Source organism: Escherichia ruysiae, from assembly GCF_031323975.1.
In the GTDB taxonomy this organism is placed as follows: Bacteria; Pseudomonadota; Gammaproteobacteria; order Enterobacterales; family Enterobacteriaceae; genus Escherichia; species Escherichia ruysiae.
In genome coordinates this window covers 4,368,382-4,384,399 of sequence record NZ_JAVIWS010000001.1, presented here as the reverse complement: position 1 = coordinate 4,384,399, position 16,018 = coordinate 4,368,382, and the positions used below count along the sequence as shown (strand labels likewise).

General features: G+C 50.0%; 17 protein-coding genes and 1 pseudogene. 12 read left to right on the top strand and 6 right to left on the bottom strand.

Features of this window, described 5'->3' with window-relative positions:
- The first annotated feature begins 200 nt into the window (after nt 1-200).
- The gene (gene yccA / locus RGV86_RS20890) at nt 201-860 is read left to right on the top strand and encodes an FtsH protease modulator YccA (RefSeq protein ID WP_085460594.1); all 660 of its coding nucleotides are present in this window, start codon (nt 201-203) and stop codon (nt 858-860) included.
- Between the two features lie 91 nt (nt 861-951).
- A complete protein-coding gene (gene tusE / locus RGV86_RS20885) occupies nt 952-1,281 on the top strand; it encodes a sulfurtransferase TusE (RefSeq protein ID WP_000904443.1) in 330 nt (109 codons plus the stop codon).
- Here the strand turns inward: tusE and yccX are convergent.
- Entirely contained in the window at nt 1,278-1,556 is a 279-nt protein-coding gene (yccX, locus tag RGV86_RS20880) for an acylphosphatase (protein ID WP_024212532.1), read from the bottom strand. The genes tusE and yccX overlap by 4 nt on opposite strands.
- Before the next feature lie 93 nt (nt 1,557-1,649).
- On the opposite strand from yccX, the gene rlmI reads away from it, so the two are divergent.
- Entirely contained in the window at nt 1,650-2,840 is a 1,191-nt protein-coding gene (gene rlmI / locus RGV86_RS20875) for a 23S rRNA (cytosine(1962)-C(5))-methyltransferase RlmI (protein WP_000116321.1), read from the top strand.
- Between the two features lie 57 nt (nt 2,841-2,897).
- The gene (hspQ, locus tag RGV86_RS20870; RefSeq protein ID WP_001295356.1) at nt 2,898-3,215 is read left to right on the top strand and encodes a heat shock protein HspQ; all 318 of its coding nucleotides are present in this window, start codon (nt 2,898-2,900) and stop codon (nt 3,213-3,215) included.
- 44 nt (nt 3,216-3,259) lie between these two features.
- Here the strand turns inward: hspQ and RGV86_RS20865 are convergent, their stop codons facing one another.
- Complete coding sequence (locus tag RGV86_RS20865) at nt 3,260-3,673, bottom strand: CoA-binding protein (RefSeq protein WP_010348869.1); 414 nt, start codon at nt 3,671-3,673, stop codon at nt 3,260-3,262.
- Between the two features lie 172 nt (nt 3,674-3,845).
- On the opposite strand from RGV86_RS20865, the gene RGV86_RS20860 reads away from it, so the two are divergent.
- On the top strand, nt 3,846-4,508 hold the full coding sequence (locus RGV86_RS20860) for a DUF2057 family protein (protein ID WP_000847775.1): 663 nt from the start codon (nt 3,846-3,848) through the stop codon (nt 4,506-4,508).
- Nucleotides 4,509-4,603: 95 nt separating this feature from the next.
- Complete coding sequence (gene mgsA, locus RGV86_RS20855) at nt 4,604-5,062, top strand: methylglyoxal synthase (protein ID WP_000424180.1); 459 nt, start codon at nt 4,604-4,606, stop codon at nt 5,060-5,062.
- 31 nt (nt 5,063-5,093) lie between these two features.
- Here the strand turns inward: mgsA and helD are convergent, their stop codons facing one another.
- Nucleotides 5,094-7,148, bottom strand: coding sequence for a DNA helicase IV (gene helD / locus RGV86_RS20850; protein ID WP_137598432.1), 2,055 nt, complete (start codon nt 7,146-7,148; stop codon nt 5,094-5,096).
- A gap of 122 nt (nt 7,149-7,270) precedes the next feature.
- Between helD and RGV86_RS20845 the strand changes: the two genes are divergently transcribed.
- Together RGV86_RS20845 and yccS are read left to right on the top strand one after the other, a co-directional pair.
- Nucleotides 7,271-7,717 (top strand): YccF domain-containing protein, encoded by a 447-nt coding sequence (locus RGV86_RS20845; RefSeq protein WP_001261238.1) that lies wholly within the window; start codon nt 7,271-7,273, stop codon nt 7,715-7,717.
- A gap of 9 nt (nt 7,718-7,726) precedes the next feature.
- Complete coding sequence (gene yccS / locus RGV86_RS20840) at nt 7,727-9,889, top strand: YccS family putative transporter (protein ID WP_000875049.1); 2,163 nt, start codon at nt 7,727-7,729, stop codon at nt 9,887-9,889.
- Here the strand turns inward: yccS and sxy are convergent.
- Nucleotides 9,852-10,481 (bottom strand): annotated as a pseudogene (gene sxy / locus RGV86_RS20835) (CRP-S regulon transcriptional coactivator Sxy). The gene yccS and the pseudogene sxy overlap by 38 nt on opposite strands.
- A gap of 217 nt (nt 10,482-10,698) precedes the next feature.
- On the opposite strand from sxy, the gene sulA reads away from it, so the two are divergent.
- Both sulA and ompA read left to right on the top strand, forming a co-directional pair.
- Entirely contained in the window at nt 10,699-11,208 is a 510-nt protein-coding gene (sulA, locus tag RGV86_RS20830; protein ID WP_000288697.1) for an SOS-induced cell division inhibitor SulA, read from the top strand.
- A 355-nt stretch (nt 11,209-11,563) separates the two neighbouring features.
- Nucleotides 11,564-12,616 carry a porin OmpA gene (gene ompA / locus RGV86_RS20825; protein WP_024165063.1) on the top strand — a complete coding sequence of 351 codons (1,053 nt, stop codon included), beginning with the start codon at nt 11,564-11,566 and terminating at the stop codon, nt 12,614-12,616.
- 75 nt (nt 12,617-12,691) lie between these two features.
- Here the strand turns inward: ompA and matP are convergent, their stop codons facing one another.
- Entirely contained in the window at nt 12,692-13,144 is a 453-nt protein-coding gene (gene matP / locus RGV86_RS20820; RefSeq protein ID WP_000877169.1) for a macrodomain Ter protein MatP, read from the bottom strand.
- Between the two features lie 185 nt (nt 13,145-13,329).
- Between matP and RGV86_RS20815 the strand changes: the two genes are divergently transcribed.
- Nucleotides 13,330-15,090, top strand: coding sequence for an AAA family ATPase (locus tag RGV86_RS20815; RefSeq protein ID WP_085460592.1), 1,761 nt, complete (start codon nt 13,330-13,332; stop codon nt 15,088-15,090).
- 68 nt (nt 15,091-15,158) lie between these two features.
- A complete protein-coding gene (gene fabA, locus RGV86_RS20810) occupies nt 15,159-15,677 on the top strand; it encodes a bifunctional 3-hydroxydecanoyl-ACP dehydratase/trans-2-decenoyl-ACP isomerase (RefSeq protein ID WP_000227927.1) in 519 nt (172 codons plus the stop codon).
- Nucleotides 15,678-15,745: 68 nt separating this feature from the next.
- On the opposite strand, the gene rmf is transcribed toward fabA, so the two are convergent.
- A complete protein-coding gene (rmf, locus tag RGV86_RS20805) occupies nt 15,746-15,913 on the bottom strand; it encodes a ribosome modulation factor (protein WP_000828648.1) in 168 nt (55 codons plus the stop codon).
- Between the last annotated feature and the right edge of the window lie 105 nt (nt 15,914-16,018).

Below are 16,018 nucleotides of genomic sequence, written 5' to 3'. Positions count from 1 at the left end.
ATAAGGGGTTAGCTAAATGCTAACCCCTTTTTCTTTTACCTGTCAAAATCGCCATGCCGTTATGCCATCCCAATGACTTAATCTGTCTTTGCTAAACCTGTTCCAGATCAAATGCGTAAAGATGGGTAAAACCTCTGGGTAGCTTTCGGCAATATCATTATGCTGCTTTATTAATTACACCTGTCATAGAGAGTGACTCCATGGATCGTATAGTTAGTTCTTCACATGACCGTACATCGCTACTTAGCACCCATAAGGTGCTGCGTAATACCTATTTCTTGCTGAGCCTGACGCTGGCCTTTTCTGCGATTACCGCGACTGCCAGTACGGTTCTGATGCTACCATCTCCGGGTCTGATTCTGACGCTGGTAGGTATGTATGGTTTGATGTTCCTGACCTATAAAACGGCGAATAAGCCGACCGGGATTATCTCCGCGTTCGCCTTTACCGGTTTTCTGGGTTATATCCTCGGACCAATTCTGAACACTTACCTGTCTGCCGGAATGGGCGAAGTAATCGCTATGGCGCTGGGCGGCACAGCATTAGTGTTCTTCTGCTGCTCTGCGTATGTGCTGACTACCCGCAAAGATATGTCGTTCCTCGGCGGTATGCTGATGGCAGGTATTGTGGTGGTATTGATTGGAATGGTAGCGAATATCTTCCTGCAACTGCCTGCCCTGCATCTGGCAATCAGTGCGGTATTCATTCTGATCTCCTCTGGCGCAATTCTGTTTGAAACCAGCAACATCATTCATGGCGGTGAAACGAACTACATTCGTGCCACGGTTAGCCTGTATGTGTCGCTGTACAACATCTTCGTCAGCCTGCTGAGCATTCTGGGCTTCGCCAGCCGCGATTAATCTCACCCGCTAACACTTTCATAGCCTCGCTTTATGCGGGGCTTTGTTTTTTGTTACACTGCCGCCAGTCTGATTAAGGTAGTAAAAAATTATGCTGATCTTCGAAGGTAAAGAGATAGAAACGGATACCGAAGGCTATCTCAAAGAAAGCAGCCAGTGGAGTGAACCGCTGGCGGTGGTGATTGCAGAGAACGAAGGAATTACGCTGTCGCCAGAACACTGGGAAGTGGTACGTTTTGTGCGTGACTTCTACCTGGAGTTTAATACCTCTCCGGCGATTCGTATGCTGGTAAAAGCGATGGCGAATAAATTTGGCGAAGAAAAAGGTAACAGCCGATATTTATACCGACTGTTTCCGAAAGGTCCGGCTAAGCAAGCCACCAAAATTGCTGGCCTGCCAAAACCGGTAAAATGTATTTAACGGATACGAAAATCGGTTAATTCCCCCGAGGGATGATGCGGCTCGCTGAGCACCCGTTCCACACGCGCAGAACGCGGGCCGCCACTCTTTAACCACTGCATTAATTTTTCCACCTGCCCTTCTTCACCGCAGGCAACCACTTCCACGCTGCCATCGTCAAGATTTTTGGCGTACCCGGTTAATCCCAGTTTTTTCGCTTCGTACTGCGTGGTATAGCGAAAGCCTACCCCCTGAACTCGCCCGAAAACCCAGGCAATTATGCATACTTTCGACATCACCGCTCTCCTTATTCTTATAGCTGCGTTGCAAATCCATGGAAAACTCCGGACAATGGCGCCCATTTCTTTGCATCGACAGAATAGTAAATTATGAGTGTACGTTTAGTGTTAGCCAAAGGGCGCGAAAAATCATTACTTCGTCGCCATCCGTGGGTCTTTTCCGGGGCCGTTGCCCGCATGGAAGGTAAAGCCAGCCTCGGTGAAACCATCGATATTGTTGATCATCAGGGAAAATGGTTAGCACGCGGCGCTTATTCGCCGGCTTCGCAAATCCGCGCTCGCGTCTGGACTTTCGATCCTTCGGAATCCATCGACATTGCCTTTTTCACCCGACGCTTACAACAGGCGCAAAAGTGGCGCGACTGGCTGGCGCAAAAAGATGGCCTCGATAGCTATCGTTTAATTGCCGGTGAGTCTGATGGCCTGCCGGGTATAACTATCGATCGTTTCGGTAATTTTCTGGTGCTGCAACTGCTGAGTGCTGGCGCAGAATATCAGCGGGCGGCATTGATCAGCGCCCTGCAAACGCTATACCCGGAATGTGCGATTTACGATCGCAGCGACGTCGCGGTACGTAAAAAAGAAGGGATGGAGCTGACCCAGGGCCCCGTCACCGGCGAGTTGCCTCCTGCCCTGCTGCCGATAGAAGAACACGGTATGAAGCTGCTGGTGGACATTCAGCACGGGCACAAAACGGGCTACTACCTGGATCAGCGTGACAGCCGCCTGGCAACCCGCCGCTACGTTGAAAATAAACGCGTACTGAACTGTTTCTCCTATACCGGTGGTTTCGCGGTATCGGCATTAATGGGCGGTTGCAGCAACGTTGTTAGCGTTGATACCTCCCAGGAAGCACTGGACATTGCACGGCAGAACGTTGAGCTGAACAAACTGGATCTGAGCAAGGCAGAGTTCGTGCGTGATGACGTCTTTAAATTGCTGCGAACTTATCGCGATCGCGGGGAGAAATTTGACGTTATCGTGATGGATCCGCCGAAGTTTGTTGAGAACAAAAGCCAGTTGATGGGCGCCTGCCGGGGCTATAAAGACATCAACATGCTGGCGATTCAGTTGCTGAATGAGGGCGGTGTTCTCCTGACGTTCTCCTGTTCAGGTCTGATGACCAGCGATTTATTTCAGAAAATCATCGCGGATGCCGCAATTGATGCCGGTCGTGATATACAATTTATAGAGCAGTTCCGTCAGGCAGCCGATCATCCGGTGATCGCTACCTACCCGGAAGGGCTATATCTGAAAGGGTTTGCCTGTCGCGTCATGTAACTTGAAATGTGGAATTTTACCCTTATATCAAAGGTGAAGATTTCCCGGGAGGTGACTATGATTGCCAGCAAATTCGGTATCGGCCAGCAGGTCCGCCATTCCCTGTTAGGTTATCTCGGAGTGGTCGTGGATATCGACCCGGTTTATTCGCTCTCTGAACCGTCGCCTGATGAGCTGGCGGTGAACGATGAGCTTCGCGCCGCTCCGTGGTATCACGTGGTGATGGAGGATGACAACGGCCTACCGGTTCATACCTACCTGGCTGAAGCCCAGCTAAGTAGCGAATTGCAGGATGAACATCCTGAACAGCCATCCATGGATGAGCTAGCGCAGACCATCCGCAAACAACTCCAGGCGCCGCGTCTGCGTAACTAACCCTCATACAAATACCCGGAAGGCAAAAACCTTCCGGGTATTTTTTATTTAGCCAGCCCCAGGCGAGGGATCTCAATTGCCGGGCAGCGATCCATGACTACCTGTAACCCGGCATCACGTGCCAGTACAGCCGCTTGCTCATTAATCACCCCTAGCTGCATCCATAAGGTTTTCGCACCAATGGCGATAGCTTCCTGCGCCACGCCCCACGCGGCTTCCGAATTACGGAAAACATCGACCATATCGACTTTTTCCGGAACCTCTGCCAGCGTGCCGTAGCCCTGCTGACCCAGCAGCGTTTTACCGGCGACTTTAGGTGAGACCGGAATAACGTGATAGCCCTGATCAAGCAAGTATTTCATCACGCGATAACTTGGACGGTCGGGTTTATCACTTGCCCCTACCAGCGCAATGGTATGAGTGGACGTTAAAATGGCTGCAATATCGGTCTCTTTCATCATTTCCTCCAGACTATTTATCAAAGTGTACGACAATCCCAACATACCAACCATGCAGCTAATACGAATGAATGAGAGCAAAAGCGGAAAACATGTCTATATGTTAGTAAGTATGATTAAAGAAAAATTTTGATACATTATTATTCAGGCGGTCATTAGACAGGAGCTATCTATGAAAACCGGCATTTTGACCACCTTGATTGCATTATGTTTGCCGGTATCCGTTTTTGCCACCACGCTACGGCTGTCCAGCGATATTGATCTTCTTGTACTCGACGGCAAAAAGGTTTCAAGCTCTCTGTTACGCGGAGCGGATAGCATTGAACTGGATAATGGGCCGCATCAGTTAGTGTTTCGCGTCGAGAAGACTATCCATCTTTCCAGTAGTGAAGAACGGCTTTATATCTCCCCGCCGCTGGTCGTCAGTTTTAATACACAGCTCATTAGCCAGGTGAACTTTCGCCTGCCACGCCTGGAGAATGAACGGGAAGCCAATCATTTCGACACAACGCCGCGCCTTGAATTGTTAGATGGCGATGCGACGCCGATTCCGGTAAAGCTGGATATTCTGGCTATTACTTCAACCGCAAAAACGATTGATTATGAAGTCGAGGTCGAGCGTTATAACAAATCCGCGAAACGCGCTTCTCTACCGCAATTTGCCACCATGATGGCAGATGACAGTACACTGCTCTCTGGTGTTTCCGAACTGGATGCCATCCCACCACAGTCCCAGGTGCTCACTGAACAACGGCTGAAGTATTGGTTTAAACTGGCAGATCCGCAAACGCGCAATAACTTCCTGCAATGGGCGGAAAAACAACCATCTTCCTGAGATTTTTGTGCCTGTGCGCAGGCTTTTTCGGTCTTTATCTTGCAGCGATAAGTGCTTACAGTAGTCTGTAGGAAAGTTAACTATGGATGTAAATTATGGAACTGACGACTCGCACTTTACCAGCGCGGAAACATATTGCGCTGGTGGCACACGATCACTGTAAACAAATGCTCATGAGCTGGGTGGAACGGCATCAACCATTACTGGAACAGCACGAGCTTTATGCGACGGGCACCACGGGTAACTTAATTTCCCGCGCTACCGGTATGAATGTTAACGCCATGTTGAGCGGCCCAATGGGCGGCGACCAGCAGGTGGGCGCACTGATTTCGGAAGGAAAAATTGATGTGCTGATTTTCTTCTGGGATCCATTAAACGCCGTACCGCACGATCCTGACGTGAAAGCGTTACTGCGACTGGCGACGGTGTGGAACATTCCGGTCGCTACCAACGTGGCAACGGCAGATTTCATCATCCAGTCGCCGCATTTCAACGACGCGGTCGATATTCTGATCCCCGATTATCAGCGTTATCTCGCAGAACGCCTGAAGTAATATTGCACAGGTGGCAAACGCCACCTGTTTCTTACGGTTTTCTCGCCACCGGCACATCCAGATTTTTCAGTATTTCCACAAAGGGAGAGGGATACTCTTTGTTAAACAGTGCCCATACCCGATGGCGTGCGCGGGTCAGCGCCACGTACATTAATCGCCGTTCTTCAGCGTCCGGGAAATCCTCAACCGGTGGCAGTAGCGCCTCTTCCATAATCGACTCCCGCGCCGCAGCCGGAAAACCATCACTCCCCTCCTGCAAGCCAACGATGATGACGTAATCCGCCTGTTGCCCTTTGCTGGCATGAATAGTCATAAAGTCGATTTGCAACTTCGGCCAGCGTGTTGCCGCTTTTTCCAGGCTGGCAGGCCTCATGTGGTGATAACGCGCCAGAACCAGAATGCGCTCTTCCGGTTTGGCATAACCAGAGAGCTTATCCAGCAAAGCGTCAAGCTGGCTCTCATCCAATAACGTGACGGCTTTTTTGTCTCCATTGGTTAAGCTATTTAGCGGCTTTTTCAACTGACTTGGGTTCTGCTGAATAAACCGGTTTGCCACCTCACCGATACGACTGTTAAAACGGTAAGTCGTGTCTAAATCACAGCGATCGCCTTCACCAAAGTTTTCATGGAAAGCCGTGGTGAGCGACATTTGCGCGCCACTGAAGCGGTAAATCGCCTGCCAGTCATCGCCAACGGCAAACAACGTCGTCTGGCTGTTTTGCTTGCGTAATGCCGCTAACAACGCTGCGCGCTGCGGCGAGATATCCTGAAATTCATCAACCAGAATATGCTTCCAGGGGCTGATAAAGCGACCTTTCTCCAGAATCACAATCGCCTGGTGAATAAGGCCCGAAAAATCGACGGCGTTTTCTGCCTTCAGCGCACCTTTCCAGGCTTTTAATAACGGGGCCATCAACTTGATACGTTTACTGAACAGATCGCGAATCTCTTCGGGCGCGCTGGCAATCATTTCTGCCTGTGCACCGCCGTGCATCCGCATCAGACTTACCCAGCGATCGAGGCGTGAGGCAAGACGACGCTGTAATTTTTCATCATCCCAGAAGTTACCTTCTGGCACTGACCACTGCATTTCTTCCGTCAGCCATTGCCGCCAGCCCTTCGCCTGCGCTTTCTTCTCGCTGCATTGCTTGCGCCACTCAGCAATAAAGAGTTCATGTCGGGCAGCGGTGTCATTTTCCAGTTTGCTGACTGTGGGTACTTTTTTGCTACATTGCTGAATAATATGTAGCGCCAGTGAATGAAACGTGCGTGCGGTAATGTCTTCGGTATGTAGCCGGTCGCGAATACGCTCGTCCATCTCTTCAGCGGCTTTGCGACCAAACGCCAGCAATAAAATTTGCTCAGGGGACGCTTCACCACGCGCCAGCAACCAGCCTGCACGCGCTACCAGCACCGATGTTTTACCGCTTCCTGCGCCTGCCAGCACTAACAGAGAATGTTCGCCATTAACGACTGCCCGAGCCTGCGCCGGATTAAGCGGTGAAGATTCAACCTGACGGAAAAAATCCGCATACTCATTAAGCATGGTTTCGGTATACGCCTGATTATGCTGCAACCGAGCGCCTTCAATATCTTTCAACCAGGCCTGACATTTGCGCCACGCCTCACGGCAGTTATCGAATTCTTCCAGTCGATTAACCGGCAACGGCAACGCCGACAAAGCCTGGCGGATTTGTTGCTGCACGCCAGAAGTTTGCTCCCGCGTCAGCCATTTATTATCGTTGGTGCGTGCGGCGATAAGATCCAATTGCTGCTGTAATACGCCAGCCGCAATTTCGCTCATCTCCTCGCTCCAGCGCCGCCAGTGAGCATCAAGATGGCGGTGAAAACGCTGCGTCTCACCCCATTCGGTGCCGTGCAGACGCACGACTTTTTCATCAGGCAGTACAAATTCCAGCTCACCCCATACCAGACCGCGCTTGCAGTGAATTGCCAGTAATTGATTGAAAGGAATGAGATATTCGTGACGATCGCCGGAGACTTTTATCCCGGCATTGAGGATCACCGCCCGATCATAAGGGTGCTGTGCCAGACGTTTGCCAAGAGTTGTCGCTTTCAGTTCCATGACTCTGTAGATCCACACGATGTTATTTCTTATCAGTGTAACCGTCAGAGAAAACGTGCTCCAGCCCAAAAAAACGTTACAATTGCCGCCCATTACTGAAAACCACAGTAAAGCGAGGTTTTATGCGTACCGTTTTGAACATTCTGAACTTTGTGCTTGGCGGATTTGCCACCACTCTGGGCTGGCTGTTGGCAACCCTGGTCAGTATTGTGCTGATTTTTACCTTACCGCTGACACGATCCTGCTGGGAGATCACCAAACTGTCTCTGGTGCCTTACGGCAATGAGGCCATTCATGTCGATGAACTGAATCCGGCAGGTAAAAATGTACTGCTGAATACTGGCGGTACGGTACTGAATATTTTCTGGCTGATTTTCTTTGGCTGGTGGTTATGCCTGATGCACATTGCGACAGGTATCGCACAATGCATTTCCATCATTGGCATTCCGGTTGGCATTGCGAATTTTAAAATTGCCGCTATTGCACTGTGGCCAGTCGGTCGCCGCGTAGTTTCTGTGGAAACAGCTCGTGCTGCGCGTGAAGCCAATGCGCGACGTCGTTTTGAATAATCTAACATTATGGCTTTTATGCTAAGTCCTTTGCTCAAACGCTATACCTGGAACAGCGCCTGGCTGTATTACGCGCGTATTTTTATTGCGCTTTGTGGAACCACAGCGTTTCCGTGGTGGCTGGGTGATGTAAAACTGACGATTCCGCTGACACTGGGAATGGTGGCAGCGGCGCTAACCGATCTCGACGACCGACTGGCTGGGCGTCTGCGTAACCTCATCATTACGCTGTTCTGCTTTTTTATTGCCTCGGCCTCGGTAGAACTCCTTTTCCCCTGGCCCTGGTTATTTGCCATTGGCTTAACGCTCTCCACCAGCGGTTTCATTTTGCTTGGCGGTTTGGGTCAACGCTATGCAACAATCGCCTTTGGTGCGTTGCTGATCGCCATTTACACCATGCTGGGGACGTCTCTCTATGAGCACTGGTATCAGCAGCCGATGTATCTGCTTGCTGGTGCCGTCTGGTACAACGTTCTGACGCTTATTGGTCATCTACTGTTCCCTGTCCGCCCATTGCAGGACAATCTGGCGCGTTGCTATGAACAACTGGCGCGTTATCTGGAACTGAAATCACGCATGTTCGATCCTGATATAGAGGATGAAAGCCAGGCACCGCTGTACGATTTGGCTCTCGCCAACGGGCAACTGATGGCGACACTGAATCAGACGAAACTCTCGTTGCTGACTCGTTTACGCGGCGATCGTGGTCAGCGGGGGACACGTCGCACATTGCATTACTACTTTGTAGCGCAGGATATCCACGAACGTGCCAGCTCTTCCCATATTCAGTATCAAACGTTGCGGGAACATTTTCGCCACAGCGACGTGCTGTTCCGTTTCCAGCGACTGATGTCAATGCAGGGACAGGCCTGCCAGCAACTGTCACGCTGTATTTTGCTGCGTCAGCCTTATCAACACGATCCGCATTTTGAACGCGCTTTTACGCATATTGATGCTGCGCTTGAGCGGATGCGCGATAACGGCGCGCCCGCCGATTTACTCAAAACACTGGGATTTTTGCTGAACAATTTACGTGCCATTGATGCCCAACTGGCAACAATTGAATCAGAACAGGCTCAGGCACTGCCCCATAATAATGACGAAAATGAACTCGCAGATGACAGCCCGCACGGGTTGAGCGATATCTGGCTGCGTCTTAGCCGTCACTTCACGCCGGAATCCGCCCTCTTCCGTCATGCGGTAAGAATGTCACTGGTCTTGTGCTTCGGCTACGCCATCATTCAGATAACCGGGATGCATCACGGGTATTGGATCTTGCTGACAAGTTTGTTTGTCTGCCAGCCAAACTATAACGCCACGCGCCACCGCCTGAAATTAAGGATTATTGGTACGCTGGTGGGTATTGCGATTGGCATTCCTGTGCTGTGGTTTGTGCCGTCACTGGAAGGGCAACTGGTGCTGCTGGTCATTACCGGTGTTCTCTTTTTTGCCTTCCGTAACGTGCAATACGCTCATGCAACGATGTTCATTACGCTTCTGGTGCTACTGTGCTTTAACTTGCTGGGTGAAGGTTTTGAAGTGGCATTGCCTCGCGTAATCGATACGCTAATCGGATGTGCCATTGCATGGGCAGCGGTAAGTTACATCTGGCCAGACTGGCGGTTTCGTAATCTGCCCCGAATGCTTGAGCGCGCAACCGATGCTAACTGCCGTTATCTCGATGCTATTCTCGAACAATACCACCAAGGGCGCGATAACCGTCTGGCATATCGTATTGCTCGTCGCGATGCACACAATCGTGATGCAGAGCTGGCGTCGGTGGTGTCGAATATGTCCAGCGAACCGAATGTCACACCGCAAATTCGCGAGGACGCGTTCCGGTTACTCTGCCTTAACCATACGTTTACCAGTTACATTTCTGCCCTCGGAGCACACCGTGAGCAGTTAACTAACCCTGAAATTCTGGCGTTTCTTGATGACGCAGTTTGCTATGTGGATGACGCGCTACATCATCAACCTGCCGATGAGGAACGCGTCAATCAGGCATTAGCTGACCTGAAACAACAGATGCAGCAACTTGAACCACGGGCAGACAGCAAAGAACCTCTGGTTGTACAGCAAGTCGGATTATTGATTGCATTACTACCAGAAATTGGTCGTCTGCAGCGCAGAATTACTCAAGTTCCGCAGGAAACTCCTGTTTCGGCGTAAGAGAATCTGCCCATTCTGCAAGCTCCTGGCGGCGTGCTACCGGGAGCGCAGCTTCATGAATACCGAGAATTGCGCCTTCAAGCATAAATAAGATTTTTTCTGTCACCAGACTGTTTTGTTGCCGCAGTCGCAGCCAACACATTTTCGCCCCAAGAATACGTAACGCCCGTACATCCTTAATCCCCACTTCCCCGAGAATAGCCTCAAGATGGTAAGACATATTGGGTAAATCTTTCAGCCGTTGCCGGATATTGCGCGTACTTTTCTCTTGAAGCGCGGCGTCCAGAGAAAATTTCGACAGGCGCACCAGCTTTTGTTAATTTCGCCATAGGCTTTCATCGACCCGGTAGTAATTGAGGGTAACAAACCGCCCACACTTTTTATATGTCAGCCATACTGGCGGATGTTTTACACAGTATTGTGCACTTTGTTCACAAGCCCGAAGATACAACTCGCCATCAGAAACCATTGCAAATACCGTGTCATCAACGGTCAGACTGTAACTACCAAACAATGATCGGTATTCAATGGTGCCCAGCGTAGCCAGGTATTCTTGTGACTTATAGATCCGCTTATAAGAGAGGCTTTTCATAAAATTCCTTTTAAAATCATAATATAAAAGAATGATTCACATTAACGGATCCGTTAAATACGAAAATAGGCAACTTATTATCAAGGGGCAAGATTAATTTAAGTTTTCAGGTCACGAACGACAAAATTTGCGAGGCTCTTTCCGAAATTAGGGTTGATCTTTGTTGCCACTGGATGTACTGTATATTCATACAGTAACTCACAGGGCTGGATTGATTATGTACACTTCAGGCTATGCACATCGTTCTTCGTTGTTCTCATCCGCAGCAAGCAAAATTGCGCGTGTCTCCACGGAAAACACTACAGCCGGGCTAATTAGTGAAGTTGTCTATCGCGAAGATCAGCCCATGATGACGCAACTGCTGCTTTTGCCATTGTTGCAGCAACTCGGTCAGCAATCACGTTGGCAACTATGGTTAACACCAAAACAAAAACTGAGTCGTGAATGGGTTCAGGCTGCTGGGCTACCTTTAACGAAAGTGATGCAGATAAACCAACTTTCCCCTTGCCACACGGTGGAATCAATGGTTCGCGCTTTACGCACGGGAAATTACAGCGTGGTGATCGGTTGGTTAGCAGATGATCTGACAGAAGAAGAACATGCAGAGCTTGTGGATGCCGCTAATGAAGGTAACGCAATGGGGTTTATTATGCGTCCAGTAAGCACAACCTCTCACGCCACGAGACAACTTTCCGGGGTAAAGATTCACTCTAATTTGTATCATTAAGTAAATTTAGGATTAATCCTGGAACTTTTTTTATCGCCCGTCTGATGATTTCACTCATGGCTAACTTTCCCTGCGGAGGCTTGTCTGAAGCGGTTTCCGCGATTTTATGCTGTAAAGTGTCGTTAACAAAAAAGGTTAAACGCGCCTTATACAAATCTTTTTTTTCATATGCCTGACGGAGTTCACACTTGTAAGTTTTCAACTACGTTGTAGACTTTACATCGCCAGGGGTGCTCGGCATAAGCCGAAGATATCGGTAGAGTTAATATTGAGCAGATCCCCGGTGAAGGATTTAACCGTGTTATCTCGTTGGAGATATTCATGGCGTATTTTGGATGATAACGAGGCGCAAAAAATGAAAAAGACAGCTATCGCGATTGCAGTGGCACTGGCTGGTTTCGCTACCGTAGCGCAGGCCGCTCCGAAAGATAACACCTGGTACACTGGTGCTAAACTGGGCTGGTCCCAGTACCATGACACTGGTTTCATTCCTAACAATGGTCCGACCCACGAAAACCAACTGGGTGCAGGTGCTTTTGGTGGTTACCAGGTTAACCCGTATGTTGGCTTTGAAATGGGTTACGACTGGTTAGGTCGTATGCCGTACAAAGGCGACAACATCAATGGCGCATACAAAGCTCAGGGCGTTCAGCTGACCGCTAAACTGGGTTACCCAATCACTGACGATCTGGACATCTACACTCGTCTGGGTGGTATGGTATGGCGTGCAGACACCAAGGCTAACGTACCTGGTGGCGCATCCTATAAAGACCACGACACCGGCGTTTCTCCGGTATTCGCAGGTGGTGTTGAGTACGCGATCACTCCTGAAATCGCTACCCGTCTGGAATACCAGTGGACCAACAATATCGGTGACGCACACACCATCGGTACTCGTCCGGACAACGGTCTGCTGAGCCTGGGTGTTTCCTACCGTTTCGGTCAGGGCGAAGCAGCTCCGGTAGTTGCTCCGGCTCCGGCCCCAGCTCCGGAAGTACAGACCAAGCACTTCACTCTGAAGTCTGACGTTCTGTTCAACTTCAACAAAGCAACCCTGAAACCGGAAGGTCAGGCTGCTCTGGATCAGCTGTACAGCCAGCTGAGCAACCTGGATCCGAAAGACGGTTCCGTAGTTGTTCTGGGTTACACTGACCGCATCGGTTCTGATGCTTACAACCAGGGTCTGTCCGAGCGTCGTGCTCAGTCCGTCGTTGATTACCTGATCTCTAAAGGTATCCCGTCTGACAAGATCTCCGCACGTGGTATGGGCGAATCCAACCCGGTTACCGGCAACACCTGTGACAACGTGAAACAACGCGCTGCACTGATTGACTGCCTGGCTCCGGATCGTCGCGTAGAGATCGAAGTTAAAGGCATCAAAGACGTTGTAACTCAGCCGCAGGCTTAAGTTCTCGTCTGGTAAAAAAACCCCGCTTCATGCGGGGTTTTTTTCGTCTTCAGTAAAATAAATAACCCTGGCAAGTTATTCCTTTCCGAGTAAAGCCTGCAAATCCTGCTTCAAAGAAGACATTTTATTTGCATATTTCTCTTTGTTTTCCGCATCTTCTATCAGCTGGACAATCGTTTCGGAAAGTGTTTTACCGCGCCGCTGTGCAAGACCAGCCAGCCGTTGCCAGACAATAAATTCCAGATCGATTGATTTCTTACGCGTGTACTGATGTTCCGCATTAAAATGGCGTTTCCGTCTGGCTCGAATAGTCTGCTTCATGCGATTGACCAGCTCTGGATTCATATGCTTGTCAATCCAGCCATTTACCAGCACGGGTTCATTTTCCAGCGATAGCAACACGTCAACGGCTTCCTGGGCGGCACTGGCTTCTACGTAACGGGTAATTAGCTCCCCTTCACGGTGTTTCTTCACCAGATACTTCCATTTCCAACCGCTTTCCAGATTTTCAAGTTGTTGATATTTCATAGCGATCTCAATGTTACCGTGTAACTCTTTACAGAATATCAGTTTTTTAACTGTGTGATGAAAAGAATCTCCATCCTGTGAGCTTTAACGCCCATGCAAGGAGTATTGTCGGTGCTTTCTACGTGTGCTGCAGTGCCGGTTACGGTATAATCGCGGCTTTGACAACAGACTAAAAAACATCAACTTTGACCATTACGAAACTTGCATGGCGTGACCTGGTTCCTGATACCGATAGCTATCAGGAAATATTTGCTCAGCCACATTTGATTGACGAAAACGATCCTTTATTCAGTGATACTCAACCGCGACTGCAATTTGCGCTGGAGCAGCTGCTGCATACGCGAGCATCCTCCTCTTTTATGCTGGCAAAGGCCCCGGAAGAGTCTGAGTATCTGAATCTTATTGCCGATGCCGCACGTGCGCTACAAAGCGATGCAGGCCAACTGGTGGGTGGTCACTATGAGGTTTCCGGCCACACCATTCGCTTAAGTAACGCAGTGAGCGTAGATGATAATTTTGCGACTTTAACGCAGGTTGTCGCTGCCGACTGGGTAGAAGCGGAACAACTCTTTGGCTGCCTGCGCCAGTTTAATGGCGACATTACCTTGCAGCCAGGCCTGGTGCATCAGGCAAATGGCGGTATTCTCATCATCTCTTTGCGTACTCTGCTGGCGCAACCTCTGCTGTGGATGCGGTTGAAAAACATCGTTAACCGCGAGCGTTTTGACTGGATAGCGTTTGATGAGTCGCGCCCTCTCCCCGTCTCTGTGCCTTCGATGCCATTGAAGCTGAAAGTCATTCTGGTAGGCGAACGCGAATCATTGGCTGATTTCCAGGAGATGGAGCCAGAGCTTTCTGAGCAGGCTATTTATAGCGAATTTGAAGATACTCTGCAGATTGTCGATGCGGAGTCAGTAAACCAGTGGTGTCGCTGGGTGACATTTACCGCCAGACATAACCACTTACCTGCACCGGGAGCGGATGCCTGGCCGGTACTTATCCGCGAAGCAGCACGCTACACCGGTGAACAAGAAACACTGCCGCTTAGCCCGCAGTGGATCCTCCGCCAGTGTAAAGAGGTCGCATCCTTGTGCGAAGGCAATAGCTTTACCGGCGAGCAGCTAAACTTAATGCTACAACAACGGGAATGGCGCGAAGGCTTCCTTGCCGAACGAATGCAGGATGAGATCCTTCAGGAGCAGATCCTGATTGAAACCGAAGGCGAACGCATCGGGCAAATCAATGCCCTTTCGGTCATTGAATTTCCGGGTCATCCACGCGCTTTTGGCGAACCTTCTCGCATTAGCTGCGTTGTGCATATTGGTGATGGCGAATTTACCGATATCGAACGCAAGGCCGAGCTTGGCGGCAACATACACGCTAAAGGGATGATGATCATGCAGGCGTTCCTGATGTCGGAGCTTCAGCTTGAGCAACAGATCCCTTTCTCAGCATCGCTGACGTTTGAGCAGTCATATAGCGAAGTGGACGGCGATAGCGCCTCGATGGCGGAACTCTGCGCCCTGATAAGTGCCCTTGCCGATGTGCCGGTGAATCAGAGTATCGCTATCACAGGTTCAGTCGATCAGTTCGGTCGCGCCCAGCCGGTCGGTGGTTTGAATGAGAAAATCGAAGGCTTCTTTGCTATTTGTCAGCAACGTGAGTTAACGGGGAAACAAGGTGTCATTATCCCCACCGCTAACGTTCGCCATTTAAGTCTTCACAGTGAACTGGTGAAAGCGGTAGAGGAAGGCAAATTCACCATCTGGGCAGTAGACGATGTGACTGACGCACTGCCTTTATTATTAAATCTTGTGTGGGATGGTGAAGGCCAGACAACGCTGATGCAAACTATCCAGGAACGTATTGCGCAAGCATCGCAACAGGAAGGACGTCACCGTTTTCCATGGCCATTACGTTGGCTGAACTGGTTTATTCCGAACTGATCGGACTTGTTCAGCGTACACGTGTTAGCTATCCTGCGTGCTTCACTAAAATAAGGCTTACAGAGAACATGGTAGATAAACGCGAATCCTATACAAAAGAAGACCTTCTTGCCTCTGGTCGCGGAGAACTGTTTGGCGCTAAAGGCCCGCAATTGCCAGCACCAAACATGCTGATGATGGATCGAGTGGTCAAAATGACCGAGACCGGTGGTAACTTCGACAAAGGCTATGTCGAAGCAGAACTGGATATCAATCCAGACCTATGGTTCTTCGGCTGCCACTTCATCGGCGATCCGGTAATGCCGGGATGTCTGGGTCTGGATGCGATGTGGCAGCTGGTAGGGTTCTACCTTGGCTGGCTGGGCGGCGAAGGTAAAGGCCGCGCACTGGGTGTAGGCGAAGTGAAGTTCACTGGTCAGGTTCTACCTACCGCGAAAAAAGTGACCTACCGTATTCACTTTAAACGCATTGTTAACCGTCGCTTGATCATGGGTCTGGCAGACGGCGAAGTACTGGTAGATGGTCGTCTGATCTACACCGCCAGCGACCTGAAAGTCGGTCTGTTCCAGGATACTTCTGCATTCTGATTTAAATCAGGCTACATATTAAAGGCGAAACCTCCGCATTGCGGAGGTTTCTTTTTAAAGAGACAGAATCAGGCCATTACTACCCTGTCCGCCATGGCTTCTCGCCAGCCTCCCAGCCATTGTGACCTTTGATTCAGCGTCTGATAGGGACACATTTCTTTTGAGCGTCCGGCGATGCCGGCCTGATAACCACGTTGATGTGCCCGTTCCAGGCGATCTCGTTTTTGTCTCTTCATGCCTCGTTTCCCTCATACTGGTTTCTGGTGGAGTGGAAAAGAAAACAGTGATTACTAAATGTGCAATCACAGTTAAGCAATACCGCGAATCATAACTGCCGTCAA